Source organism: Herbaspirillum sp. WGmk3 (assembly GCF_023952535.1).
In the GTDB taxonomy this organism is placed as follows: domain Bacteria; phylum Pseudomonadota; class Gammaproteobacteria; order Burkholderiales; family Burkholderiaceae_D; genus Herbaspirillum; species Herbaspirillum huttiense.
Map to the genome: position 1 here is coordinate 158459 of NZ_JAKYWT010000001.1, position 24618 is coordinate 183076.

General features: G+C 61.8%; 23 protein-coding genes. 6 read left to right on the top strand and 17 right to left on the bottom strand.

Annotation, left to right across the window (positions count from 1 at the left end):
* The first annotated feature begins 89 nt into the window (after positions 1-89).
* From MKD49_RS00625 to MKD49_RS00645, 5 genes are all read left to right on the top strand, one after another.
* On the top strand, positions 90-1079 hold the full coding sequence (locus tag MKD49_RS00625) for a malate dehydrogenase (RefSeq protein WP_121041917.1): 990 nt from the start codon (positions 90-92) through the stop codon (positions 1077-1079).
* 117 nt (positions 1080-1196) lie between these two features.
* Positions 1197-2198, top strand: a complete 1002-nt coding sequence (locus MKD49_RS00630) for a CoA ester lyase (protein WP_209535435.1) — start codon at positions 1197-1199, stop codon at positions 2196-2198.
* A 20-nt stretch (positions 2199-2218) separates the two neighbouring features.
* The gene (locus tag MKD49_RS00635) at positions 2219-2758 is read left to right on the top strand and encodes a hypothetical protein (RefSeq protein WP_034333994.1); all 540 of its coding nucleotides are present in this window, start codon (positions 2219-2221) and stop codon (positions 2756-2758) included.
* Positions 2759-2900: 142 nt separating this feature from the next.
* Positions 2901-5612, top strand: coding sequence for an aconitate hydratase AcnA (acnA, locus tag MKD49_RS00640; RefSeq protein WP_039785314.1), 2712 nt, complete (start codon positions 2901-2903; stop codon positions 5610-5612).
* A gap of 153 nt (positions 5613-5765) precedes the next feature.
* The gene (locus MKD49_RS00645) at positions 5766-7013 is read left to right on the top strand and encodes a DUF2863 family protein (RefSeq protein WP_121041923.1); all 1248 of its coding nucleotides are present in this window, start codon (positions 5766-5768) and stop codon (positions 7011-7013) included.
* 245 nt (positions 7014-7258) lie between these two features.
* On the opposite strand, the gene MKD49_RS00650 is transcribed toward MKD49_RS00645, so the two are convergent.
* The 15 genes from MKD49_RS00650 to phaC all read right to left on the bottom strand — a co-directional run bounded on the left by MKD49_RS00650 (position 7259) and on the right by phaC (position 23000).
* A complete protein-coding gene (locus MKD49_RS00650) occupies positions 7259-7765 on the bottom strand; it encodes a chemotaxis protein CheW (protein WP_006463271.1) in 507 nt (168 codons plus the stop codon).
* Positions 7766-7783: 18 nt separating this feature from the next.
* Positions 7784-9988, bottom strand: coding sequence for a chemotaxis protein CheA (cheA, locus tag MKD49_RS00655; RefSeq protein WP_252695159.1), 2205 nt, complete (start codon positions 9986-9988; stop codon positions 7784-7786).
* Between the two features lie 54 nt (positions 9989-10042).
* The gene (locus MKD49_RS00660) at positions 10043-10408 is read right to left on the bottom strand and encodes a response regulator (protein WP_006463269.1); all 366 of its coding nucleotides are present in this window, start codon (positions 10406-10408) and stop codon (positions 10043-10045) included.
* Positions 10409-10537: 129 nt separating this feature from the next.
* Entirely contained in the window at positions 10538-11092 is a 555-nt protein-coding gene (locus MKD49_RS00665) for a hypothetical protein (protein WP_039785309.1), read from the bottom strand.
* An 84-nt stretch (positions 11093-11176) separates the two neighbouring features.
* Entirely contained in the window at positions 11177-12115 is a 939-nt protein-coding gene (motB, locus tag MKD49_RS00670) for a flagellar motor protein MotB (RefSeq protein WP_039785307.1), read from the bottom strand.
* A gap of 79 nt (positions 12116-12194) precedes the next feature.
* A complete protein-coding gene (gene motA / locus MKD49_RS00675; RefSeq protein WP_088753345.1) occupies positions 12195-13055 on the bottom strand; it encodes a flagellar motor stator protein MotA in 861 nt (286 codons plus the stop codon).
* A gap of 189 nt (positions 13056-13244) precedes the next feature.
* Complete coding sequence (locus MKD49_RS00680) at positions 13245-14039, bottom strand: class I SAM-dependent methyltransferase (protein ID WP_209566890.1); 795 nt, start codon at positions 14037-14039, stop codon at positions 13245-13247.
* A 98-nt stretch (positions 14040-14137) separates the two neighbouring features.
* Positions 14138-14752, bottom strand: coding sequence for a flagellar transcriptional regulator FlhC (gene flhC, locus MKD49_RS00685; RefSeq protein ID WP_034334002.1), 615 nt, complete (start codon positions 14750-14752; stop codon positions 14138-14140).
* A gap of 177 nt (positions 14753-14929) precedes the next feature.
* Positions 14930-15247, bottom strand: coding sequence for a flagellar transcriptional regulator FlhD (gene flhD, locus MKD49_RS00690; RefSeq protein ID WP_034334003.1), 318 nt, complete (start codon positions 15245-15247; stop codon positions 14930-14932).
* A gap of 672 nt (positions 15248-15919) precedes the next feature.
* On the bottom strand, positions 15920-17116 hold the full coding sequence (locus MKD49_RS00695) for a cystathionine beta-lyase (RefSeq protein ID WP_252695160.1): 1197 nt from the start codon (positions 17114-17116) through the stop codon (positions 15920-15922).
* Positions 17117-17309: 193 nt separating this feature from the next.
* Complete coding sequence (locus MKD49_RS00700) at positions 17310-17720, bottom strand: hypothetical protein (RefSeq protein ID WP_039785299.1); 411 nt, start codon at positions 17718-17720, stop codon at positions 17310-17312.
* The gene (gene rimO, locus MKD49_RS00705) at positions 17720-19096 is read right to left on the bottom strand and encodes a 30S ribosomal protein S12 methylthiotransferase RimO (RefSeq protein ID WP_034334006.1); all 1377 of its coding nucleotides are present in this window, start codon (positions 19094-19096) and stop codon (positions 17720-17722) included. Before rimO ends, MKD49_RS00700 begins: the two co-directional genes overlap by 1 nt.
* 194 nt (positions 19097-19290) lie before the next feature.
* On the bottom strand, positions 19291-19857 hold the full coding sequence (phaR, locus tag MKD49_RS00710; RefSeq protein WP_008329998.1) for a polyhydroxyalkanoate synthesis repressor PhaR: 567 nt from the start codon (positions 19855-19857) through the stop codon (positions 19291-19293).
* A gap of 303 nt (positions 19858-20160) precedes the next feature.
* Positions 20161-20901, bottom strand: coding sequence for a 3-ketoacyl-ACP reductase (locus MKD49_RS00715; protein ID WP_252695161.1), 741 nt, complete (start codon positions 20899-20901; stop codon positions 20161-20163).
* 248 nt (positions 20902-21149) lie between these two features.
* A complete protein-coding gene (gene phaC, locus MKD49_RS00720; RefSeq protein WP_252695162.1) occupies positions 21150-23000 on the bottom strand; it encodes a class I poly(R)-hydroxyalkanoic acid synthase in 1851 nt (616 codons plus the stop codon).
* Positions 23001-23056: 56 nt separating this feature from the next.
* On the opposite strand from phaC, the gene MKD49_RS00725 reads away from it, so the two are divergent.
* The gene (locus MKD49_RS00725; RefSeq protein WP_252695163.1) at positions 23057-23326 is read left to right on the top strand and encodes a hypothetical protein; all 270 of its coding nucleotides are present in this window, start codon (positions 23057-23059) and stop codon (positions 23324-23326) included.
* 155 nt (positions 23327-23481) lie between these two features.
* Here MKD49_RS00725 and MKD49_RS00730 read toward each other — a convergent pair whose 3' ends face one another.
* Together MKD49_RS00730 and MKD49_RS00735 are read right to left on the bottom strand one after the other, a co-directional pair.
* Complete coding sequence (locus MKD49_RS00730) at positions 23482-23745, bottom strand: hypothetical protein (RefSeq protein ID WP_039785286.1); 264 nt, start codon at positions 23743-23745, stop codon at positions 23482-23484.
* Positions 23742-24527 (bottom strand): sulfite exporter TauE/SafE family protein, encoded by a 786-nt coding sequence (locus tag MKD49_RS00735; RefSeq protein WP_252695164.1) that lies wholly within the window; start codon positions 24525-24527, stop codon positions 23742-23744. Before MKD49_RS00735 ends, MKD49_RS00730 begins: the two co-directional genes overlap by 4 nt.
* Positions 24528-24618 lie beyond the last annotated feature (91 nt).

Here is a 24618-nt window from a genome sequence, read left to right on the forward strand (position 1 = left end):
GCCCTGCCGCGCCTTGCGCGACGCGACCGCAAGCTGCGCTTCGCTGCAGTCTGAATGCTTTTTTTCATCACCTCTTTTGGAGATTCAACATGGCTAAAGCCCCCATGCGTGTTGCCGTCACCGGCGCCGCCGGTCAGATCGGTTACTCCCTGCTGTTCCGCATCGCCAACGGCGACCTGCTGGGCAAAGACCAGCCGGTCATCCTGCAACTGCTGGAAATCCCTGATGAGAAGGCTCAGAAGGCGCTCAAGGGCGTCATCATGGAAATCGACGACTGCGCCTTCCCCCTGCTGGCTGGCGTGACCGCCCACAGCGATCCGCTGACCGCCTTCAAGGATGCCGACATTGCCCTGCTGGTGGGTGCCCGTCCCCGTGGCCCCGGCATGGAGCGCAAGGACCTGCTGGAAGCCAACGCCCAGATCTTCACCGTGCAAGGCAAGGCACTGGACGCCGTCGCATCCCGTAACGTCAAGGTGCTGGTGGTCGGCAACCCGGCCAACACCAACGCCTACATCGCCATGAAGTCGGCCCCGAACCTGCCGGCCAAGAACTTCACCGCCATGCTGCGCCTGGACCACAACCGCGCTCTGTCGCAAGTGGCTGCCAAGATCGGCAAGCCGGTCTCGGCCATCGAAAAGCTGTGCGTGTGGGGCAACCACTCGCCGACCATGTACGCCGACTACCGCTTCGCGACCGCCGATGGCGCTTCCGTCAAGGACACCATCAACGACCAGGAATGGAACAAGAACGTGTTCCTGCCCACCGTCGGCAAGCGCGGTGCCGCCATCATCGAAGCCCGTGGCCTGTCCTCGGCCGCTTCGGCCGCCAATGCCGCCATCGACCACGTGCGTGACTGGGTGCTGGGCACCAACGGCAAGTGGACCACCATGGGTATCCCCTCCGACGGTTCCTACGGCATCCCCGAAGGCACCATGTTCGGCTTCCCGGTGACCACCGAAAACGGCGAGTACAAGATCGTCCAGGGCCTGGAGATCGATGAGTTCTCGCAAGAGCGCATCAACATCACGCTCAAGGAACTGCTGGAAGAACGCGAAGGCGTCAAGCATCTGGTCGGCTAATTGACCACGGCGCGGCGGCCCTTGCCGGCTGCCGCGCCGATCGTTTTGCAGCATCGCCGTATTGCAGTACGTGACATCACCCGTTCCGACAACCTTACCCCGCTCTCAATCGCAGCAATGCATCCTTCCCAGGTCTTGTTCCCAGGTGCCCAGCAACCGGTTTCGCTTCCGGTGTGCGATCACTACGCCGGCTCTGAAAAGCTGATGCGCAAGTCGATGGCCCTGCAGCAGGAGCTCGGTCCCTTGTTCGACATCACCTTCGACTGTGAAGATGGCGCTGCCGCCGGCAATGAAGCCGCGCATGCCGAACTGGTCGCCTCGCTCATCACCGGCCCCGGCAATGTCCACCGCCGCATCGGCGCGCGCCTGCATGACGTGGGCCATGCGCATTTCGAGCAGGACGTGGCCATCATCTGCGGCGCCGCTGCGCGCGAGCTGGCTTACGTGATGTTGCCCAAGCCTGAAGGCATCGAGGACGTGCTGCGTGCCCTGGAGAGCATCAACCGTGCAGCCAATGCGGCCGGCCGTGCGCAGTTGCCGGTGCAGGTCTTGATCGAGACCCATGGTGCCCTGGCTGATGCCGGCAAGATCGCCGCCCTGCCCCAGGTGCAGTCGCTGTCGTTCGGGGTGATGGATTTCGTCTCGGCCCATTACGGGGCCATTCCTGGCAGCGCGATGCGCTCGCCCGGACAGTTCGACCATCCGCTGGTGCGCCGCGCCAAGCTGGAGATTGCTGCCGCCTGCCATGCGCATGGCAAGGTGCCGTCGCACAACGTGACCACCGACATCAAGAATCCCGCCGCCGTGGCTGACGATGCGCGCCGCGCGGCACAGGAGTTTGGCTATACCCGGATGTGGAGCATCCATCCGGACCAGATTCGCCCGATCGTGCAGGCCATGTCCCCGGCCACGGAAGAAGCCGACCTGGCGGCACAGATCTTGCTCAAGGCGCAGGCGGTGCAGTGGGGCCCGATCCAGCATCAGGGCAACCTGCACGACCGCGCCAGTTATCGCTATTACTGGAGTATCCTGCAACGCGCGCACGCCACCGGCATCGCGCTGCCGCCGGAGACTGCACCCTGGTTCGCCCGCGGCGACTCCCCCTCAACCACGCAGTAAACTTGTTTCGACCGACGTCCATGAAAAAGCACCTGACTCTCATCGCCCTGCTGGGCGCCCTCTTCGCCACCGCCGGCATCACTGCGGCGCACGCTGAAACCGATACCAAACCGGCCGCCAAGAAAAAGGTCGTCAAGAAGGCGCCGGCCAAGAAGGCCGCTGCTGCAGCTGCAGCAGCCCCCGCCGCCAAGATGCCGTTCTCTTCCGACGCCGAAGATGACGACAGCGAACCCGAACTGGGCGGCACCCTGTCGGCCGACTTCCAGTGCGAAATGGGTCACAAGCTGACCATCTGGAAGAACGAAGCCGACGACAAGCACATCGCCATCCGCTGGGACAAGCGCATCCACCGCCTGACCCGCGTCGAAACCACCACCGGTGCCAACCGCTTCGAAAACCGCAAGATGGGCCTGGTCTGGATCGGTATCCCGGCCAAGGGCCTGCTGCTGGACTCCAAGAAGGGCCAGCAACTGGCCAATGAATGCAAGAACGCCGAGCAGATCAAGGCCGCCGAAGCAGCACCGGCCGCCACCGTCGCCGCGGCACCCCAGAAGAACTGAGCCGGCAGGCAACCGCCAGCTCATAGCGTATCAAGCAACACAGAATCACAGAATCAGGCAGCACCCCGCAGTTCACCATTGCAGCGCAAACCGGATTCGACTAGCTAGCATCACTAAATTGCCAAATTAAGGAGAAGAGGCCATGTCTCGCAACACATTGAACACCCTGAAGGAATTCCCGATTTCCGGTTCCAAGAAGGGCAAGTTCTACTCCCTGCCCGCCCTGCAAAAGTCGCTGGGCGTGAATATCTCGCGTCTGCCGGTGTCGATCCGCATCGTGCTGGAATCGGTGCTGCGCAACTGCGATGGCCAGAAGGTCACCGAAGAGCACGTCAAGCAACTGGCCAACTGGGGTGCCAAGGCCGCCCGCGTGGATGAGATCCCCTTCGTGGTAGCCCGCGTGGTGCTGCAGGACTTCACCGGCGTGCCCCTGCTGGCCGACCTGGCCGCCATGCGCAACGTCGCCAGCAAGCTGGGCAAGAACCCCAAGAACATCGAACCGCTGGTCCCGGTGGACCTGGTGGTGGACCACTCGGTACAGATCGACCACTTCCGCGAGAAGAAGGCACTGGACCTGAACATGAAGCTGGAATTCTCGCGCAACAACGAGCGCTACCAGTTCATGAAGTGGGGCATGCAAGCCTTCGACACCTTCGGCGTGGTGCCCCCGGGCTTCGGCATCGTGCACCAGGTCAACCTGGAATACCTGGCGCGCGGCGTGCACAACAAGACCGGCGTCTACTACCCTGACACCCTGGTCGGCACCGACTCCCACACCACCATGATCAACGGCATCGGCGTGGTCGGCTGGGGCGTGGGCGGCATCGAAGCCGAAGCCGGCATGCTGGGCCAGCCGGTCTACTTCCTGACCCCGGACGTGGTCGGCGTGAACCTGACCGGCGCGCTGCGCGAAGGCGTCACCGCCACTGACCTGGTGCTGACCATCACCGAACTGCTGCGCCAGACCAAGGTCGTGGGCAAGTTCGTCGAATTCTTCGGTGAAGGTACCGAATCGCTGTCGCTGACCGACCGCGCCACCATCGCCAACATGGCCCCGGAATACGGCGCCACCATGGGCTTCTTCCCGGTTGACGACGCCACCATTGACTACTTCAAGGGCACCGGCCGCACCAAGGCCGAGATCGACGCCTTCGAAGCCTACTTCAAGGCGCAAGGCCTGTACGGCGTGCCCAAGGCCGGCCAGATCGACTACACCCAGGAAGTCTCGCTGGACCTGGGCACCGTTGCCCCATCGCTGGCAGGTCCGAAGCGTCCGCAAGACCGCATCGAGATCGGCAACGTCAAGTCCACCTTCTCCGACCTCTTCACCAAGCCGACCGCTGAAAACGGCTTCAACAAGAAGGCCGAAGACCTGACCGCGTCCTACAAGAACGCCGACGGCGTGGATGTGCACAACGGTGACGTGCTGATCGCCGCCATCACCTCCTGCACCAACACCTCCAACCCGAGCGTGCTGCTGGCAGCCGGCCTGCTGGCCAAGAAGGCCGTGGAAGCCGGCCTGAAGGTGGCTCCGCACATCAAGACCTCGCTGGCTCCTGGCTCGCGCGTGGTCACCAAGTACCTGGAAGCGGCTGGCCTGCTGCCTTACCTGGAAAAGCTGGGCTTTGGCGTGACCGCCTACGGTTGCACGACTTGCATCGGCAACGCCGGCGACCTGACCCCGGCCATGAACGAAGCCATCGTCAAGAACGACGTGGTGGCGGCCGCCGTGCTGTCGGGCAACCGCAACTTCGAAGCCCGTATCCACCCGAACATCCGCGCCAACTTCCTGGCCTCGCCTCCGCTGGTCGTGGCTTACGCCATCGCCGGCAATGTCACCCGTGACCTGATGACCGAACCGGTCGGCAAGGGCAAGGGCGGCAAGAACGTCTACCTGGGCGACATCTGGCCGACCTCGCAAGAGATCGAAAAGCTGCTGAAGTTCGCCATGAACGCCAAGACCTTCAAGGAAAACTACGCCGATGTGAAGGGCGCACCGGGCAAGCTGTGGGAAGCCATCAAGGGCGTCGCCAAGGGCGAAGTCTACAACTGGCCGACCTCGACCTACATCGCCGAGCCGCCGTTCTTCGAGAACTTCAGCGAAGAGCCGACGGCTGCTGCCACCGGCATCAGCGGTGCCCGCGCCCTGGGCGTGTTCGGCGACTCGATCACCACCGACCACATCTCCCCGGCCGGTTCCATCAAGGAATCCAGCCCGGCCGGCAAGTGGCTGCAAGCCAATGGCGTGCTGAAGGCGGACTTCAACTCCTACGGCTCGCGCCGCGGCAACCACGAGATCATGATGCGCGGCACCTTCGCCAACGTGCGTATCAAGAACCTCATGATTCCGGCCAAGGAAGACGGCTCGCGCGTTGAAGGCGGCATCACCATTCACCAGCCTTCCGGTGAAGAAATGTCGATCTACGACGCCGCCATGAAGTACGTGGCTGAAGGTACCCCGACCATGGTCTTCGGTGGCGAAGAGTACGGTACCGGCTCCTCCCGTGACTGGGCTGCCAAGGGCACCCAGCTGCTGGGCGTGAAGGCCGTGATCGCACGTTCCTTCGAGCGTATCCACCGTTCCAACCTGGTCGGCATGGGCGTGCTGCCGCTGCAGTTCCTGGGCAACGACAGCGTGCAGTCGCTGGGCATCACCGGTGAAGAAAGCTTCGACCTGAAGGGCCTGGAAGGCGAGATCAAGCCGCAACAGGAAGCCACTCTGGTGATCCATCGCAAGAACGGCGAGACTCAGGAAGTCAAGCTGCTGCTGCGCATCGACACCCCGATCGAAGTGGACTACTACAAGCATGGCGGCATCCTGCCGTTCGTGCTGCGTCAGCTGCTGGCAGCCTAAGCAGCGTCCGTAGTCCCCCTGCAGTACAGAAACGCCGGATCCGTCCGGCGTTTTTTATTGCCCCTTGGCGCTGTGCGATGGCCGCGGCGGCTGACAGGACTGACAAATCATCTACAATAGGCGGTTTCGTTTCCACAGATACAGATAGCCTACATGCGTCGTCCCGCCAAACGTTCCTCCTCCAAGCTTTCTGCCGACAGCCAGCATCTGGTGACTTTTGCGCAAGCCATCGCGCAGGCCTCCAGCCGGCTCGAAGAGCGCGCCTGGCTGAAACCCCTGGACGCCCTGCTCAACAAGCTTCTGCGGGCCGGCCAGCAGGGCCTCATCGATGCCGCCCTGGATCATCTCTTCAAGGCCGACCTGGATGCCTACGACATCCTGATCGAAGCCGTCGAGGCCGGCAGCGAAGCCACCTCGCTGGAACACGAAGGCCAGGACTATGACGTGCAGCTGCTGGTACTGCCGGTGCTGGCCTGGACCCGCTTTGCCATCGCCTCCGGCCCCATCGGCAGCGAGCTGCTGACCGCCATCGGCGCGCACCTGCATGCCCACGTACTGGCCAAGGAGGCCCGCCTGGCACTGGCACCGAGCCTGTTCTCGATCGAGCAGCTGCCGCGCGTACACGCCGACGTCTTCGCCCTGACCCGCCAGATGGGCCAGACCGCCCTCAAGACCGGCCCGGTGCAGCTGCGCGGTGAACAGCCGCCCACTGCCGCCTTCCTGGCCGATACCCGCTACGTCATCGCCGCCGTGGTGGTGCCGGCCGGCGAAGCCCTGTTCCACTGGCAGGAAAGCGAACAGCAGAGCCACTTCTCGGCCCGGAAAGAGGCCGCCTTCGAAGCCTGGACCCAGCAGGCCACCCCGCTCTTCACGCGCCTGCTGCCCGGCTGCAGCGTCGAACTGCTGCTGCCGCAAGCCTATTTCTTCGGCTGCCGCGAGGCCGACAAGCGCATTCGCCCGGCCTCCATCCGCGCCGCCGATTACTTCCTGACGCAGACCCTGGACATCTCCTCCTCCGAACTGCATGCCAGCATCGGCGGCTTCTCCGAGGACATCAACGGCCAGATCGATGAATACCGCATCGGCTTTTCCATCGGCGGCGATCCGACCGTGGTCTATGGCACGGTCTGGCCGCTGTATGAACAGGAAAGTGGCGAAGACCTGCCCATGATGATCCCGGCCGGTGCCGGCCTGCTGGAAGGCATTCCCGCCAGCCCGCTGCAGCAGATCCTGACGGTGCTGCGCGAATGCGGCATCGTGCACATCAAGCATCATGCAGAACGCTTCACCATGGAGTTTTGCGACGACTGTGGCGCACCGCTCTTCCCTGACCGCGAAGGTGAACTGGTGCACGCGGAAATGCCGGAAGATACGCCTCCTCCGGTCGAGCATTTCCACTGAGAGATGAAGAAACGTCCTGCCGGGAGGCAGGACGCGCGGTCCCGGGAATGGCCGGCGCGCACAAAGCTTCACAGGCACTGAAAAGCGCCCATAAAAAAGGCATCCACCACACGGTGGATGCCTTTTTCTCTTCTGTATCGGGCTATGATGCCCGCTTTTCCTGCGGTACCGAATGACGACGGGCGCCAGATCCGGACTGCGTCTCCTCCGGATCCCGTACTGCCAAGCTGCAGAGCCTTAAAGACTCAGGCAGCCAGCTTTTCGATCAGGCCCATTTCGGCGCTGGACATCAGCTTGTCGATGTCCACCAGGATCAGCATGCGCTGTTCCAGGGTACCCAGGCCGATCAGGTAGTCGGAGTCGAAGGTGGTGCCCATCTCCGGTGCCGGCTTGATCTGTTCCTGGGTCAGGGTGATGACGTCGGACACGCTGTCGACCACCATGCCCACGACGCGGCCGCCGATGTTCAGGATGATGACGACGGTGAACTGGTCATAGGTCGGCTCGCCCAGCTGGAACTTGATGCGCATGTCCACGATGGGGACGATGATGCCGCGCAGGTTCACGACGCCCTTGATGAAGTCGGGCGAATTGGCGATGCGGGTCACGGCTTCGTAGCCGCGGATTTCCTGAACCTTCAGAATATCGATGCCGTATTCTTCCTTGCCCAGGGTGAAGGCGAGAAATTCGTTTCCGTTGCTGTCGGTCTTTTCGCCGAAGCCGGAAAGATTCTTGGTTGCAGTGTCAGACATGTTGAGGCCCTTTAAAAATCAGGAAAATACAGATTCGTCATTCAATTGGCGGCTGGATCGCAGCAAGGCTGCCACATCGACAATCAGGGCAACGCCGCCGTCGCCCAGAATGGTAGCTCCGGAAATGCCGGCGACCTTTCGGTAGTTGGATTCCAGGTTCTTCACAACGATTTGCTGTTGTCCGATCAGGTCATCCACGAAAAGTGCCGCCTTTTTACCATCTGACTCCAAAATGACCACCAATCCCTGCGAGGGATCGGTAAATGAAGGCTCGATGTTGAAAATCTGATAAAGCGGGATCAGTGGCAGATATTCACCGCGCACACGCAGCACCTGGCCCTGACCGGAAATCTCTTTGATATCTTGCGGCAAAGGCTGCAAAGATTCAACCACATATCCTAGCGGCAATATGTAAACTTCTTCACCGATGCGAATCGACATGCCGTCCAGGATCGCCAGCGTCAGCGGCAGCGAGATCGAAATGGTGGTGCCGAAGCCCTTGCTGGAGCGGATATCCACCGCACCGCCCATGGCCAGGATGTTGCGCTTGACCACGTCCATGCCCACGCCACGCCCGGAGACATCGGTCACCTGCTCGGCGGTAGAGAAGCCGGGTTCGAAGATCAGTTGCCACACTTCGGCATCGGTCAGGCTGTCGGTGACCGGCATGCCCTGCTGCTTGGCCTTGGCCAGGATCTTGTCGCGGTTCAGGCCGCCACCGTCGTCCGTGACTTCGATGATGATGTTGCCGCCCTGATGCTCGGCCGACAAGGCCAGCACACCTGCCTCACCCTTGCCCGCTGCACGGCGCGCGTCGGGCAGTTCGATGCCGTGGTCGATGCTGTTGCGCACCAGGTGGGTGAGCGGATCGACGATACGCTCGATCAGGCCCTTGTCCAGCTCGGTGGCTGCGCCGTGGGTGACGAACTCGACCTGCTTGCCCAGCTTGTGCGCCAGATCGCGCACCATGCGCGGGAAGCGCGAGAAGACGTAATCCATCGGCATCATGCGGATCGACATCACCGATTCCTGCAGATCGCGGGTATTGCGGCTCAACTGGCTGACGCTGTTGAGCAGATGTTCGTGATGCATGGGATCGAGCTTGCCAACGCGCTGCTCGATCATGGCTTGGGTGATCACCAGTTCGCCGACCAGGTTGATGAGCTGATCGACCTTTTCGATGCTGACCCGGATCGACGACGATTCCTGTCCGCCGCCGCCCTTGGCCGCTTTCTTTTCACCGCCGTGGTCACCCTGCAGATGGCCGTCGTCGTGATGGCCGTTGCCGTTGCCGTTGCCGTTACCGTTGCCATTGCCGTGACCGCCAGTGCCGGCGGTGCCATTCGCATGGGCGTCGCCCTCGCTTTTCTTGGCGCTGATGTCCAGCGGCACGAAGGGAGCGAAGAAGCCGTAACCCTGCTCGCGTTCCTTGTCTTCGATGGCGGTGTGGTTGTCGAAGAAACCATAACCCTGGGCGCGTTCGCGCTCTTCCTGGGTCACGAAATTGTCGAAGAAACCATAACCGCGCTCTTCGTCACTGCCCTGGGCAGGATCGACGGCCTGTGACACCTTCAGATCGGCCACGTTGACGATGAAGGCGCAGATGGCGACCACGTCATCGATCGGTTCGGCCGTATCAAGGATGAAGATCCACTTCCCCTCGGGCGACTTGGACTTCTCCAGCTTGCCCAACATGGCCAGCTCGTCGGCCAGGGCCTCGGCATCCTTGTCGCTGATTTCCGGCATGTCCAGCCGGTAGCGGCGAACGCCGCCGGGTCCGACCACGGCGCCGGCGGGCGCCGCCGCGTCCGTCTTCGGCGCAGCCGAGGCACGCCGGCCCTGGGACAATTCCTCCAGCAGCATGCGGACATTGCCGACCGCGTCCTGATCCACCTCGGCACCATGCTTGTGCCCGTCCAGCATGGACTTGAGCACATCCTTGGCGGCCAGGAAGGCATCCACGTGTTCCGAGGTCAGCTTCATCTGGCCCTGGCGGATGCGATCCAGCAGCGACTCCAGAACGTGTGTGACTTCGGCAATATCGGTCAGGCCGAAGGTGGACGAACCACCCTTGATCGAATGGGCGGCACGAAACACCGCGTTGAGGTCCTCCGGATCGGGAGACGCCACATTGACGGCCAACAACAGCTTTTCCATTTCCGCGAGGCCTTCCTCGGCCTCGTCGAAAAAGACCTGGAAAAACTGGCTCATATCAATGCTCATGCCTGGGCTCCATGCTGGATGCAGTACGTATCTTCTTCTTGTCCCGGCAAACGATCAGCCGATCACCTTGCGCACCACCTCGGTCAGGCGCTGCGGATCGAAGGGCTTGACCAGCCAGCCATTGGCACCGGCGGCCTTGCCCTTGGCCTTCATCTCGTCGCTGAACTCGGTGGTCAGCATCAGGATGGGCACACGTGCGTAACTGGTCAGCTCGCGCAGGGAGCGGATCAGCGTCAGGCCGTCCATGCGCGGCATGTTCTGGTCGGTCAGGACCAGGTCGAAGGTATGCGTCTTGGCCTTTTCCAGCGCGTCCACCCCGTCGACCGCCTCGGTCACGTTGTAACCCGCAGCTTTCAGACTGAATACCACCATCTGACGCAGTGACCCGGAATCATCTACTGCGAGAATCGTTTTGGACATCGTTACTCCCTGTTTCTTCAATAAGGCTCATGCGCGTATGCATTATGCCGCACCCTTGGCCACCGACCTACCGCCCAGCCAAGGCCGGAATGACCTAGTTCAATCTTGTACCACTCAGCCAGCCACCGATCAGAACAGCTCGATGTCGCCACTTTCCATGCGGGTCTGGCGCACTGCTTTCCAGAGCCCGGTATCGAGCATGTTGAGGCGCTCTTCAATCGCCTGCACCGTGCTGGCCAGCAATTCCTTGACCTCTTCGTCGGTCTGGCCCTGCTCGGGGACGATCTCGAAGCTGTTCGCACTCAGGACCCCCAGCGCTTCACGCAGGCCGATCACGCGGCGCACGATGCGTTCCAGCAGCTGGCTGGTCATGTCCTGGAACTGCAAGCCGGTCACGGCCGCGTTGACGTAGTGGCTGACTTCGCCCTGGGTGGCCTTGAGCTGATCAATGCTCGCACTGTCGAACTGGCCGCTGCCGTTCATCAGGCCTTCCAGGATGGATTGCTGTATCTGTACCGCGCGATGCAGCTCCATGAAACTGTTGCCCAGCTTGCCGATGGCTTCGCCCAGCAGGATGTTGGTCTGGACCAGGTCCGACTCCACTTCCGTCAATTGGCGGCTGCCGCCGCTGGCAGTATCGAGCAACAAGCGCTTGAGCTCCTGCAGCATGGTCTTGGTCGGCATATCCGGCTCTCTTCCCCTGTTCAATTGGAACACTTCTGCTTCATTGGCACACCGCGCGCACCCGCGCAGGCGTGGCACCTGTTATCAGTTCTTGGCCGGTGCACTCAGCCCTTGCTGCACGTCTTCATCGCTGGCATCGGTGGGCACGTTCAACGAGCCGCTATCCTTTTCCACCAGTTCTTCCGCCTTCTTGTTCATGACGATGATGCTGATGCGGCGGTTGATCGGGTTGAACGGATCTTCCTTGTCCAGCAGCACCGCCGAGGACAGGCCCACCACCCGCAGCACCTTCGATTCATCCATGCCGCCGGTAATGAGTTCGCGGCGCGAAGCATTGGCGCGGTCAGCCGACAGTTCCCAGTTGCTGTAGCCCTTCTCGCCGCGCGAATAAGGCGTGGCATCGGTGTGGCCGGACAGGCTGATCTTGTTGGGCACGTCGTTCAATGTGCGGCCGATCTCGTGCAGGATTTCCTTGGTATAGGGCTGCAGCTGTGCACTGGCCAGGGCAAACATGGGACGGTTCTTTTCGTCCACGATCTGGATGCGCAGGCCTTCCGAGGTAATGTCGATCAACAGCTGGTTCTTGAACTGCTTCAAGGTCGGATTGGAATCGATGGCCTTTTCCAGGCGCGACTTCAGTTCTTCCAGCCGGGTGCGCTCCGCGCGCTCCAGCTCCTGCTGTGCCTGCTTCAAGTTCTGCTTGCGCGAGACCACATCGTTCTCGCCCTTGCGCAGCTGGCCGTCCTGGCGGGTCAGATCCTTGCCGCCGCCGGGCAGCACCGTGTTGGCATCACCACTGCCGGAACCACCGGCCATGGCCACCTTCAGCGGCGTCTTGAAGTATTCGGCAATACCGTTCAGGTCGCCCTTGGCGGTCGATCCCAGCAGCCACATCAGCAGGAAGAAGGCCATCATCGCGGTCACGAAGTCGGCGTACGCAATCTTCCAGGCGCCACCATGGTGACCCCCGCCGCCTTTCTTGATCCGCTTGACGATAATGGGACGTAGACCTTCGTCGGCCATGCCTGTGCTCCTGCTTCAATACTGATGTCTGTGTGAATCGACCTGCCTGCCGGCCTCCCCTGGCCGGCCTGCTGACCGCTTACTTGCCCTTGGCCTGCTTGACGTGTTCTTCCAGTTCGAGGAAGGTCGGACGTTCGGTCGAGAACAGGACCTTGCGGCCGAATTCGATCGACAGTGCCGGCGCGTAGCCATTCAGGCTCGCCAGCAACGTCACCTTCACGCACTGGTAGATCTTGGTCGATTCGTGCAGCTTCTGTTCCAGCAAGCTGGAGAGCGGGCCCACGAAACCGTAGGCCAGCAGAATACCGAGGAAGGTACCAACCAGCGCGTGTGCGATCAGCATGCCCAGCTCGGAGGGAGGGATACCCACCGACTCCATGGTGTGCACCACGCCCATCACCGCCGCCACGATACCGAAGGCCGGCATGCCGTCGCCCAGCTTGGCGATGCAGTGCACCGGAATCTCGCCCTCGTGATGGTGGGTCTCGATTTCGTTGTCCATCAGGTTTTCGATCTGGAACGCATCCATGTTGCCCGACACCATCAGGCGCAGGTAATCGGTCATGAATTCGATCAGGTGATGGTCCGCCAGCACGCCAGGGTACTTGCTGAAGATGGGGCTGCTTTCCGGCTCTTCGATGTCGCCTTCGATCGACATCAAACCCTCTTTACGGGATTTGGTGAGGATCTCGAACAGCAGCGCCATCAGTTCCATGTACAGCGCCTTGGTGTAGGTGCTGCCCTTGAAGACCGTCGGCAAAGCCTTCATGGTGGCCTTGATGGCCTTGTTGTTGTTACCGACCAGGAAAGCGCCCAGCGCGGCGCCGCCGATCATGAGCAGTTCGAGTGGCTGGAACAGTGCCCCCAGGTGGCCGCCCGACAGGGCAAAGCCGCCGAAGACGGACCCCATGACCACGATATATCCAATGATGACTAGCAAGTGCCTACTCCCGTCCCTGTGGCGTTGAGTGTATTTTCACGTTCGTCAGATTACAGGTATTCCAGTCAAGCAAATGGGGGAATACATATCCGAAAAACGCCCTTCCTTTTCGATTTACGGCTGAATTGGCGCAAACTTGATACGTCGCGTCTCGCAGCCCCTGTAAAGGGTCTCTTTACCTGTGTCGCCTCACATGCGCCATCCGTGCAGCACCCTGCCCCCGTGCTCCGGTTCGACCACCACATCCGGGGTGGTACCGGGGATATGAAATTCGTAGCTCAGAAGCAGTGTCCCCGGCTTCATCTCGGCGCGCGCCTTGTGCCACAGCGCCTCCATCGCCGCCGGTGACAGATAGGCAAACACCACGTCATAGTCACCAAAATCCAGCAGCAGGTAGTCGCCGCGCACGAAGCGGCAGCGATTGCCCGCCAGTGCCGCCCGCAGCCGGCTCACCAGCCACGGCAAGGGCGCAATCTCGATGCCGGTGAATTCACTCTCGGGCCGGCGGCGCGACAGGTCCAGCACGGCACCGCCCAGGCCACTGCCGATATCCATGAAACGGATCGGCCGCCCCTCGGGCAAGAGACCCGCCACCGCATCCCAAGCAGTCTGCCCGGAAGGGTAGAACGGCACCTGGCTGCGAAAGGTCGACCAGAACAGCACCAGCATGAAGAGGAACACCGCCAGGAACACCCACGACGGCAGGTGCAACTGACCCACGCCCAACGCCGCCAGCGGGAACACCAGCAGGATCAGCCACCACCACGCGGCCATGCGGCGCAGTCGTGCCAGCAGCGCAGCGATCACGCCATGCAGCAGGGAAGTCTGGAGGGGGGAAAGAGGAGCGAGACCGGCGCGCTGGAACAGCACGTCCAGCACGTTGGCACCGATCAGGCCCAGCACGAACAGCAGCAAGGCCTGGATGGCCGGCGCCTGCCACAGGGGCCTGCGCCCGGCACCGGGGTGATTCTCAGGTTCGGACATCGAGGCAATCGGCCTTATTCTTTTTTGGTTGAACACCCTGGCCCATTACCGCCCTGCTGCTCGCCAGCAGCAAGGCATCGGTACATCCCTGTTCCGGCTCAGGCCACGGCGGCCAGCACCGGCTCGGTGCCCAGCGGCGCGGAAGCAGCAACCGGCATGGCGCCTTCGACCAGACCCATGATGACCGCATCCTTGGCCTTCTTGGTCTTGCCGGCGCGCGAGGGCATGTGGCACAGGCCGCACAGGTAGTCCTGATGCAGGTCCAGGCGATGCACCACGAAGTGGCCGTGGCACTTGCAGCAAGGCGTGGTCATGAGCATCTTGCTTTCGAAGAAGCGCACCAGCGTCCAGGCACGGGTCAGCGACAGCACCGGCTCGCCGGCATCGTTGTAGCCGACCTGCTCCAGGTAGAGCTTGTAGGCCTTCATGACGGCCTCAATGCCACTGATGCGGGCATGCTCGATCAGGTAGCGGTGAATGTTGATGAACAGCGAAGAATGGATATTGGGCTGCCAGGTGATGAACCAGTCCGTCGAGAACGGCAGCATGCCCTTGGGTGGCGAGACACCCTTCAATTCCTTGTACAGCTTCAGCAGTCGCTCGCGCGACAGCGAGGTTTCCGATTCCAGCAACTGGAGGCGTGCCCCCAGATTGATCAGTTCAATGGCCAACTGAATTTCCTGCGCCTCTGTCACAACGCTCTTTTTAGCCATGGTGCAACCCCCCGGTGATTTCGTAATAAAACTGCCTGACCCCAATTCGCCGGCCCCGGGCGGGCGAACTTTCAGGCATGAATGCAAGACTGAAACTGAATAACTCTGTAGAACGTCTTCCCCTCCGGCGCGTTGACTGTCCCTGGCCGCGCCGGCCATGCTTTTTGTCTTGTTGTTTTACGAAATTTGCTCGCCGGGCTGGCAGGCCATCAGGATGGCTGCGTGTGACTGCGCCAGGCTCTTGTCCTTGTTGTAGTTGGTCAGCATGCCGAGGATGGCGCCGTCGTCGAAACGGAAACGGGTCAACATCATGTTGGTCGCCGCCAGCTTCATGATCTGCACGTTGGACAAGCCTTCGATCAGATCGGCAATCTCGGCGCTGATACCCAAACGGAAGATTGCGGTCGGTTTGTCCGAACGGATCATTTGCTGCGCCAGCATGAGATAGCTCAGGTTGGCATCGCGGATCTCCGCCATCATGTCGTTGGTATTCATTTGCACCCCACCTCGGTAAGTACTTCCTACGGCTCACGCGGCTGAACGCTGCATCGAGCTGCTTACAATCGCTTACATTTACTTGACTGCAAGCCAATTCTGAGGGGGGCAGGACAGGCGGGAAATTAGACTTGGTCGGTATTTTTAGACGGAGAGAAGCCCGAGCATCTTGTAGGTATCCGTCTTACACGACTGCGGGATATTGGTGAAGATTTCCATTCAGGCAGCCAAAGAGCGAGGAGGCTCGTGACTTTGCGCGCCAATCAGGAATTTCCTGATCAAAAGGTTTCCTGGTTGAAATGACAAAAGAAAATTGTCTTCCGAGCAACAAAATAAGTTGTAAATATTCGATGCCAAACGCCGTCTTGTTGCTTGGGGACGACTAGCTCATCCAGTTTTTTGGGCAGTTCACTGTAGATGGCTTCAGCAAGAACACCCAGAAAACTTGCATATATTTACCCGCTTTGATGATTTTTGCGCAACGTCAAAGACCGTGGGGAAGCCACCGTATCGAGAATTGCTACCATTTTATGACGCTGCCAAGTGCGGCAAAACGATAAACAGATGCAGCATTTACCTTTATTCAATTTCTTTTGTGCAAACTGAACCGTGGCGGCCATCAGACGCGCCCTGCCCCGCTGCCGACACCGGCAGCCGAGCAGGGCTGGCCAGTCAGAGCTTGCTCAAGGCCTGCTCGATATCGGCAATGAGGTCGGCGGGGGCTTCCAGCCCGATGTTGAAACGCACCAGCACACCTTCTCGCTGCCACTGGTGGCGCATGCCACGCATGCGGTAGGGCACGCAGAGGCTGTGGGCACCGCCCCAGCTGTAGCCGATCTTGAAGAGCTGGAGGCTGTCGACGAAGCGGTCGGTCTGCTCCTCTCTGTAGCGCGGATCGAAGATCACCGAGAACAGCCCCCCTGCCCCGGTGAAATCGCGCTTCCAGTGGGCGTGTCCGGGGCAATCCTCGAAGGCGGGGTGCAGCACCGCCACGATTTCCGGGCGCTGCTTGAACCAGGCCGCGACCTTGCGCGCGGCCGCATCGTGCGCCTCGAAACGCAGGCGCATCGAGGACAGGCTGCGCAGGACCATGTAGACGTCGTCCATGCCCACGCCGAAGCCCAGGCGCATGTGGGCCAGTTCCAGTTTCTCGTTGAGCGCCTGGTCGCGCACGATGACCGCGCCCATGAGGACATCCGAGCCGCCGGACTGGTACTTGGTGACCGCTTGCATGACGATGTCCACGCCGTGCTCGAAGGCCTTGAAGGCGATGCCGGCCGCCCAGGTATTGTCGATGGCCACCAGCACGCCCTTTTCATGCGCGGCACGGCACAGGGCCGGGATGTCAGGCACTTCCATCGAGACCGAACCGGGTGCTTCGGTCCACACCAGGCGTGTATTGGGCTGGATCAGCTCGGCCAGGCCGGCGCCGATCATGGGGTCGTAGAAGCGCGCGGTGATCCCGAAATCACGCTCCAGCCACTGCCCCAGGTCCTTGCTGGGGCCGTAGACGTTATCCGGCAGCAGCACGTCGTCGCCCGTCTTCAGGAAGGCGAAGTTGACCATCGCGATGGCCGCCAGGCCGCTGGGGGTGACACGGCAATAGGAGCCGCCCTCGATCTCGGCCAGCCGCGCTTCCAGCACGAAGCTGGTCGGGGTGCCGTGCAGGCCGTAGGTATAGCCCAGCTTTTCGCGCCAGTCGCGTGAACGCATGGCGGCCACGTTGGGGAACAGCACGGTGGAGGCGTGATGGATGCCGACCGGGAAGGCCTCAAAACCGTCCGGAGCGCGGTAGCTGCTGTGGACGAGGGCGGTCTGGGGATCAAGCGGGAGAGAAGATGCGGGGGACGTAGCGTTGGAATCGGACACGGGTCTGCCTCTGGAAACGATCGCGCCCCAGGAACGGGGCGCAAAGGTCTCACTATACGCGCAGCTTGTTCACATCGAAAGCAACAGAAGCGGCCGGAAAAACCGAGAAATGGCGGGCATGGCAGAACAGCGTGAACACAGCTTCATATCGCCCGTACAGCGCCGCAGTCTGGCCTACGCTGCCGGGCAAGCGTCAGGGCAACTGCAAGGCAAAGGGCTTGCTGATGCTGCCATCGGCGCTGGACCAGGTCCCGGTGATGGACTGGCCCTGGCGGTGCCCTTCCCATTGACCGGAGACATCCTTGCCGTTGACCGATTCTTCCATCAGGAGGTCATCGCCATCGACCTCGCCCGCTACCAGGATCTCGGGCGAACCGCCGAAGAAGAAATAGCGCCCTTCCAGGCCATCTTCATTTTTCTTGGGCTGCAGCGAGAGCTGGATGTCGCGCCCGTCGATCTGGCCACGCAGCACCAAGGCGTGCGTCATCAGGGTCTGCTGCAGCGAGCCTTCAGGCGCATTGGCGGCGGGGCCGGACGCAGCGGCCCACGCTGGCATGAGTCCGCTGGCACTGCACAGCACCAGCGCCATCAAGAGCGCACGCATCACTCGGCCGCGCCCCACAGGTCGTGGGCGTCGGCGGCGGTGATGCGCACATCGACGAACTGGCCCACTTCCAGCTTGCGGTGCGGCTCGAAAGGCGGTTTCACATAGACCACGCCATCGATCTCGGGCGCATCCGAATAGGTGCGGCCGGTACCGCCATTGCGGTCCACTTCATCGATGAGCACGCGCAGGGTCTTGCCGACCTTGGCTTGCAGGCGCTTCTTGGAAATCTCTTCCTGCAGCTGCATGACGCGGCCACGGCGTTCTTCGCGCACTTCTTCCGGCACCGGGTTGGCGATCTCGTTGGCGGTCGCGCCTTCCACCGGGGAATAGGCGAAGCAGCCCAGGCGGTCGATCTCGGCTTCCTTCAGGAAGTCCAGCAGGTACTCGAACTCGGCCTCGGTCTCGCCGGGGAAGCCGGCGATGAAGGTGGAGCGGATCGTGATGTCCGGGCACAGCGCGCGCCAGGCCTGGATGCGCTCGATGTTCTTCTCGCCATTGGCGGGGCGCTTCATGCGCTTGAGCACATCCGGGTGGGCATGCTGCAGCGGCACGTCCAGGTAGGGCAGGATCTTGCCTTCGGCCATCAGCGGGATGATCTGGTCCACGTGCGGGTACGGATACACATAGTGCAGGCGCACCCAGGCGCCGTACTGCTGGGCCAGTTCGCCCAGGGCACCGACCAGCTGGGTCATGTGGGTCTTGATCGGCTTGCCGTTCCAGAAACCGGTACGGAACTTCACATCCACACCATAGGCGCTGGTGTCCTGGGAGATCACCAGCAATTCCTTCACACCGGCCTTGAAGAGGTTCTCGGCTTCCAGCATGACATCGGCGATGGGACGCGAGACCAGGTCGCCGCGCATGGAGGGGATGATGCAGAAGCTGCAGCGATGGTTGCAGCCTTCCGAAATCTTCAGATAGGCAAAATGCTTTGGGGTCAGCTTGACGCCCTGCGGCGGCACCAGGTCGATGAAGGGCGCATGCGGCTTGGGCAGGTGCTTGTGCACCGCCTGCATGACCTCGCCCACGGCATGCGGGCCGGTCACTTCGAGGACCTTGGGGTGGATCTTCTGGATGATGTCGTCGCCGTCGGCATCCTTCTTGGCACCCAGGCAGCCAGTGACGATGACCTTGCCGTTTTCGTTCAGGGCTTCGCCGATGGCGTCCAGCGACTCCTGCACGGCGGCATCGATGAAGCCGCAGGTATTGACGATCACCAGGTCGGCACCGTCATAGGACTTGGCGGTATCGTAGCCTTCGGCACGCAGCTGGGTCAGGATCTGTTCGGAATCGACCAGTGCCTTTGGGCAGCCGAGGGAGACGAAGCCGACCTTGGGCAGGGCCGGGGTGGCGGGAGAAGACGGGTTGGACATGGCAGAAGGCTCAGTGAGACGGGCCGCAAACGGCCGAAAATACGGGAAACAGCGAAAAATGCTTTAAAAATCAGGGCGCTATTGTACATCGTCCGCCCGCTTGCGCCCGATTTTGGCTGGTCCAGACGGGCGGCGGCGCCACAAAAGCAAAACGGCCCGCGCGGGGCCGTTTGCTGAAAGGGCCGGGAGGCCGCTTACTTCTTCTGATCCGGCGGCGTGCCGGGCGCGCCAAAGGGGAAGGTGCCGAACATGTTCTTGGTCTGGCTCTGCATCTGCTCCTGCATCTGGATGAACAGGTTCTTGCTCTGTTCGATGTAGTTGCTCATCATGCCCTGCATCATCGGACCTTGCACGTTCATGAACTGGGTCCACATCTCGGGACTGAAAGGCTTGCCTTCGTAGAAGCCCTTGGAATTTTCGGCCAGCTTGTTCTGGATGTCGATGAAGGTCTGGATGTTCTTTTCCAGGTAGTTGCCCATCATGCCCTGCATGGCATGGCCGTAGTAGCGGATGATCTGCGACAGCGCGCCACTGGAGAACATCGGCACACCGTGCGACTCTTCTTCCAGAATGATCTGCAGCAGGATGCTGCGGGTCAGGTCATCGCCGCTCTTGGCGTCGACCACGGTGAATTCCTCATTGTCCAGCACCAGTTGCTTGACGTCGGTCAGCGTGATGTAGGAACTGGTCTGGGTATCGTAAAGACGGCGGTTGGGGTATTTCTTGATCAAGCGATCTGCCGAATTTTTTGCAGTAGTCATCTGAAGTCCAGTCTCTCTCTCATTGCAGCCGTCTTGCCGGCCTTGGTTTGCAGCGGTGCGGGAGGCTTCGATGCAGTCCTCACCCGCGGGCGTCCGGGACATTGCGCTGTCCTCTCCTTGCTTCTTCACTCTTCTGCTGTCTGCCGCCTGCGTTTTGCAGGGCAGCAACGCAAGCCATTATAGGGGTGAAGAGCGGCAAAAGGGGAGCCCTGACGTGCCAGACTGACAAAATCCCAGCCTGCGGCACACGTAAAAACGGCCACGCTTGCGGCACTGCCGCGCGCGTGGCCGTCGAGGACGGCATCAGCCCATGTACAGGCCGCCGTTGAGCGAGAAGTCCGAACCGGTGGCGTAACCGCCTTCAACCGAAGCGATCCAGGCGACGATGGAGGCGATTTCCTCCGGCTCGCCCAGGCGCTTGACGGGGATGCCGGAGACGATCTTCTCCAGCACTTCCGGACGGATGGCGCGCACCATGTCGGTACCGATGTAGCCCGGCGAGACGGTGTTCACAGTCACGCCCTTGGTCGCCACTTCCTGCGCCAGCGCCATGGTGAAGCCGTGGATGCCGGCCTTGGCGGTGGAGTAGTTGGTCTGGCCGAACTGCCCCTTCTGGCCGTTGACCGAGGAGATGTTGATGATGCGGCCGAAACCACGCTCGCACATGCCCTCGATGACCTGCTTGGTCACGTTGAACAGCGAGTTCAGGTTGGTGTCGATGACGGCGTCCCAGTCACCCTTGCTCATCTTGCGGAACTGGCCGTCGCGGGTGATGCCGGCGTTGTTGACGAGCACGTCCACTTCGCCGATCTCGGCGCGCACCTTCTCGAACGCGGCCTTGGTGGACTCCCAGTCCGAGACGTTGCCTTCGGATGCGTGGATGTCATAGCCGTGGGCGCGCATGGTCGCCAGCCAGGTGTCCTTGCGGGTGGAATTGGGGCCGCAGCCGGCCACCACGGTGTAGCCGTCCTTGCACAGACGGGTGCAGATGGCGGTTCCGATGCCGCCCATGCCGCCGGTCACATATGCGATACGCTTGCTCATTATGTTGCCTCCTATAGGGATGGTGATTTATTGGGGTAAGCCCTGCCCCCCTCTTTCGCGTCTGCTGTGCGCCGCATTGGTGGAAGTCCTTCCTGCGAAGAACGCTCCTTTGTCTTGTCAGGCCCGGCAACGCCGCGGATGCGCTGCCGGCCGTCTCTCTCTGTCGGCGGGCCCGTCAGGGTCCCCGCCCTCTTTTCATCAATGCCGCCGGCTTCTGTGGTCTTTCCTGGCCGGCTGGCAGATTCACGTCAGCCCACCAGCTGGTCAGCCTTGGCCTTCACATAGCGGCCCGGCGCCGGTTCGATGGCCTTGTAGCGCGTCGACCCCGGCGCCTTGGGTGCGGCCACCTTGCGCCCGCCCTGCTTGGCCAGGAACGTCGCCCACTCGCCCCACCAGCTGCCGGGATGCTCGGTCGCGCCAGCCATCCAGGCATCGGCATCGCTGCCGGCCTTGGCCTTGTCGTTGACCCAGTAATTGCGCTTGTTCTTGGAAGCCGGATTGATGACCCCGGCAATGTGGCCCGAGGCGCCCAGCACGAAGCGGTTGTTGCTGCGCTTGCCGGCATTGATCAGGTCCAGCGAGGCGTAGGCCGATTTCCAGGGCACGATGTGGTCATCGCGCGAGGCGTAGATGAAGGCCGGCGCGCTGATCTTGCGCAGGTCGATCTTCTCGCCGCCCACCGTCAGGCGGCCCGGCTCCTTGAGCGCATTTTCCAGGTACATGTGCCGCAGGTAGTAGCAGAACATCGGACCCGGCAGGTTGGTGCTGTCGGCATTCCAGTACAGCAGGTCGAAGGCGCTGGGCTTCTCACCCTTCAGGTAATTCGATTCGACGTAGTTCCACAGCAGGTCGTTGGGACGCAGGCTGGAGAAGGCGCTGGCGAAATCGCGCCCGGCCATCAGGCCGCGCTTGCCAATCATCTGCTCGCGCAGGGCCAGCTGCATGTCGTCGATGTAGACATCGATGGCACCGGTATCGGAGAAATCGAGGAAGGTCGTCAGCAATGTCAGGCTGGCGATCGGATCTTCACCACGCGCAGCCAGCAGCGCCAGCGCGCAGGACAGGATGGTGCCGCCGACGCAGAAGCCGAGGGCATTGATCTGCGGCTGTTTGCTGATTTCCTGGACGATGTGGATGGCGCGCACCACGGCGTCATCCACGTAGTTATCCCAGGTGGCGGTCTCGACGGCGGCATCGGCATTGCGCCAGGAAATCAGGAACACCGTGTGCCCCTGCTCTACCGTATAGCGCACCAGCGAATTCTGCGGCTGCAGGTCGAGGATGTAGAACTTGTTGATGCAGGGCGGGACGATCAGCAGCGGTACCGCGTGCACGGTCTTGGTCAGCGGGGCGTACTGGATCAGCTGGAACAGTTCGTTCTCGAAGATCACCGAACCGGCGCTGGCCCCGACGTCGCGACCCACTTCGAACGCGGTCTCATCGGTCTGCGAGATATGGCCCTTCTGCAGGTCGGCCAGCAACTGGGCGATGCCTTGCGTCAGGCTCTCGCCGCGCGTTTCCAGGATCTTCTGCTGGGCCACCGGGTTGGTGGCGAGGAAGTTCGCAGGCGACATCGCATCGATCATCTGCTGCACCGCAAAACGCAGTTTGTGGCGCACCTTCTCGGTGCCCTTGACCGCATCGGCGAGCGCCAGCAGGAAGCGCGAATTCAATTGATAGGCAGCCGCCTGGAACGCGAAGTAAGGATGTTCCTGCCAGGCCGGCGCGGAAAGACGGCGATCAGTGATGGCGGGCGTCTTCGCAGCCAGCACGGATTGCCACAGCTCGCCGAATTCGCGGGTGTAGTCTTGCTGCAGGCGGACCAGATCGGCGGGATCGAGCGTCGCGCCGTGCTCGCCGAGCTGCTTGAGCAGAACCGTTGGATCGATCTGTCCCGCACCGGGCGGCATGGTGCCGCCGGGGAAGCCCGACATCTGCGGCATCCCCGCCATCGCGGGCATGGGCGGCAAATGCGACTTGAATTGCTCGAACTGGGATTGGAATTGGGACTGCAGCGAGGTCCAGAACTTCGGATCGGACATCTGTGCCAGCCACGCGGATACATCGGGAGAAGGTTGCTGCGGATTCTGCTTGTTCATGCTCGGATCTGCAATTTTCGCGTATCGTTACGGTTTGTCTCGACGCGCATTTCACCATGGTCATCGTCGCTATCGCATGGCTCTACGTCGTCTTCATGATGTCGATCACCGAACAGTCGGCGGTCGCTGGCGTCGCCACTTTCCTGCTGTACGGGATAATTCCCCTGACCATCGTTTTATACCTGATGGGTACGCCGCAACGCAAGCGGAATCGTCAAAAGATGAAGAAATTGACAGCCGAGCGCAAGGAAGAAATCAAAGATGACAGTTCCGTTAAACGCGAGCCTGTCATCAAGGACGAGGCTCCGCGCGATCCAGCTGCATGACCCGGGGCGCATCCAGGGGCTCTTCCAAAAACTTAGAAAACGGGATCATCGCGCACCATCATCGTGAGTCCGCAGCCCGCGCAGCGCGCCGGTTTGCGCACTGCATCATGCCGGGGGAGCGTTCAGCAAAACTCAGCAAAACCTCCACCATCCCCTCAGTGCCGCGCCACCCGCCGCAGGGCAATCTGGCGATAGCGGGGTTTCAGTACGGCAAGCATGTCGCGCAAGACGGCCGATCCGCGCCAGGGGGGCGAGACATAGGCCATCCGTAACTTCAGCCCGCCGCTGTCACGTAACTCACAATCAAGCATGGCGATCATGCTGCCATCGAGCCACGCATAGACATGGACCTCGTTGGCCTGGCGTTGCTTGGGGCCTTCGATCTGCCAGCCGCAGGGATGGAGGGGGCCGAGACTCATCGCGCTGCTCCCGTCAGATCGACCAGATGCCAGGCCAGGTGCACTCCCAGCAGCAGCAAGCCGATGAAGAAGCAGCGACGGAAGGTGGCGGGACGCACCCAGGCCCGCACGCGGGTACCGATGGCCATGCCCAACAAGGCTGGCACCAGCACGATCAATGACGCCCAGCCTACGCCTGCGCTGAAGGCTCCGCCCTGCCCCAGGTTGACGGCCAGGGCCAGCGTGGAGACCGTAAAGGACAAGCCCAGCGCCTGAATCAACTGGTCACGCGGCAAACCCAGCGCCTGCAAATAGGGCACGACCGGAATCACGAACACGCCGGTGGCTGCCGTAACCAAGCCGGTGGCCAGACCGATCACGGGCGACCACCAGCGTTCCCGCTGCGGCAGCACCGTGGGCGTCCACGCCGCCAGACCGGCCAGCGCGTAAAGCATCAGTGCTACGCCCAGCACCACGATGGCATGCCGCCCACCATCGCCGCGCATGAAGCCGGCACCGGCCAGCGTGCCGGTCACTACGCCGGCGAGCAGCGTCCACAGGCGTTTTGCCAGCATCAGGAACGCGCCCCCGGTGGCCAGCTGCCAGCCATTGGTGACCATCGACGGCAGGATCAGCAAGGCCGCCGCCTGTACCGGCGGCATCACCAGGCTCAGCAATCCGACCGCCACCGTCGGCAAGCCCAGACCGATCACGCCCTTGACGAAACCGGCCAGCAGGAATACCGCCAGGCTCATGGCAAGCATGGTGGCATTCATGTCGACGAGGGAAAGCAGGCTGGGCATGACAGGAAAATGGCCGGGAATGGCAGGCAGCGGAAGATCAGGGATTCCCAGTCTGCCAGTCCTCGCTCGCGCTGGAAATGTGGAATACACT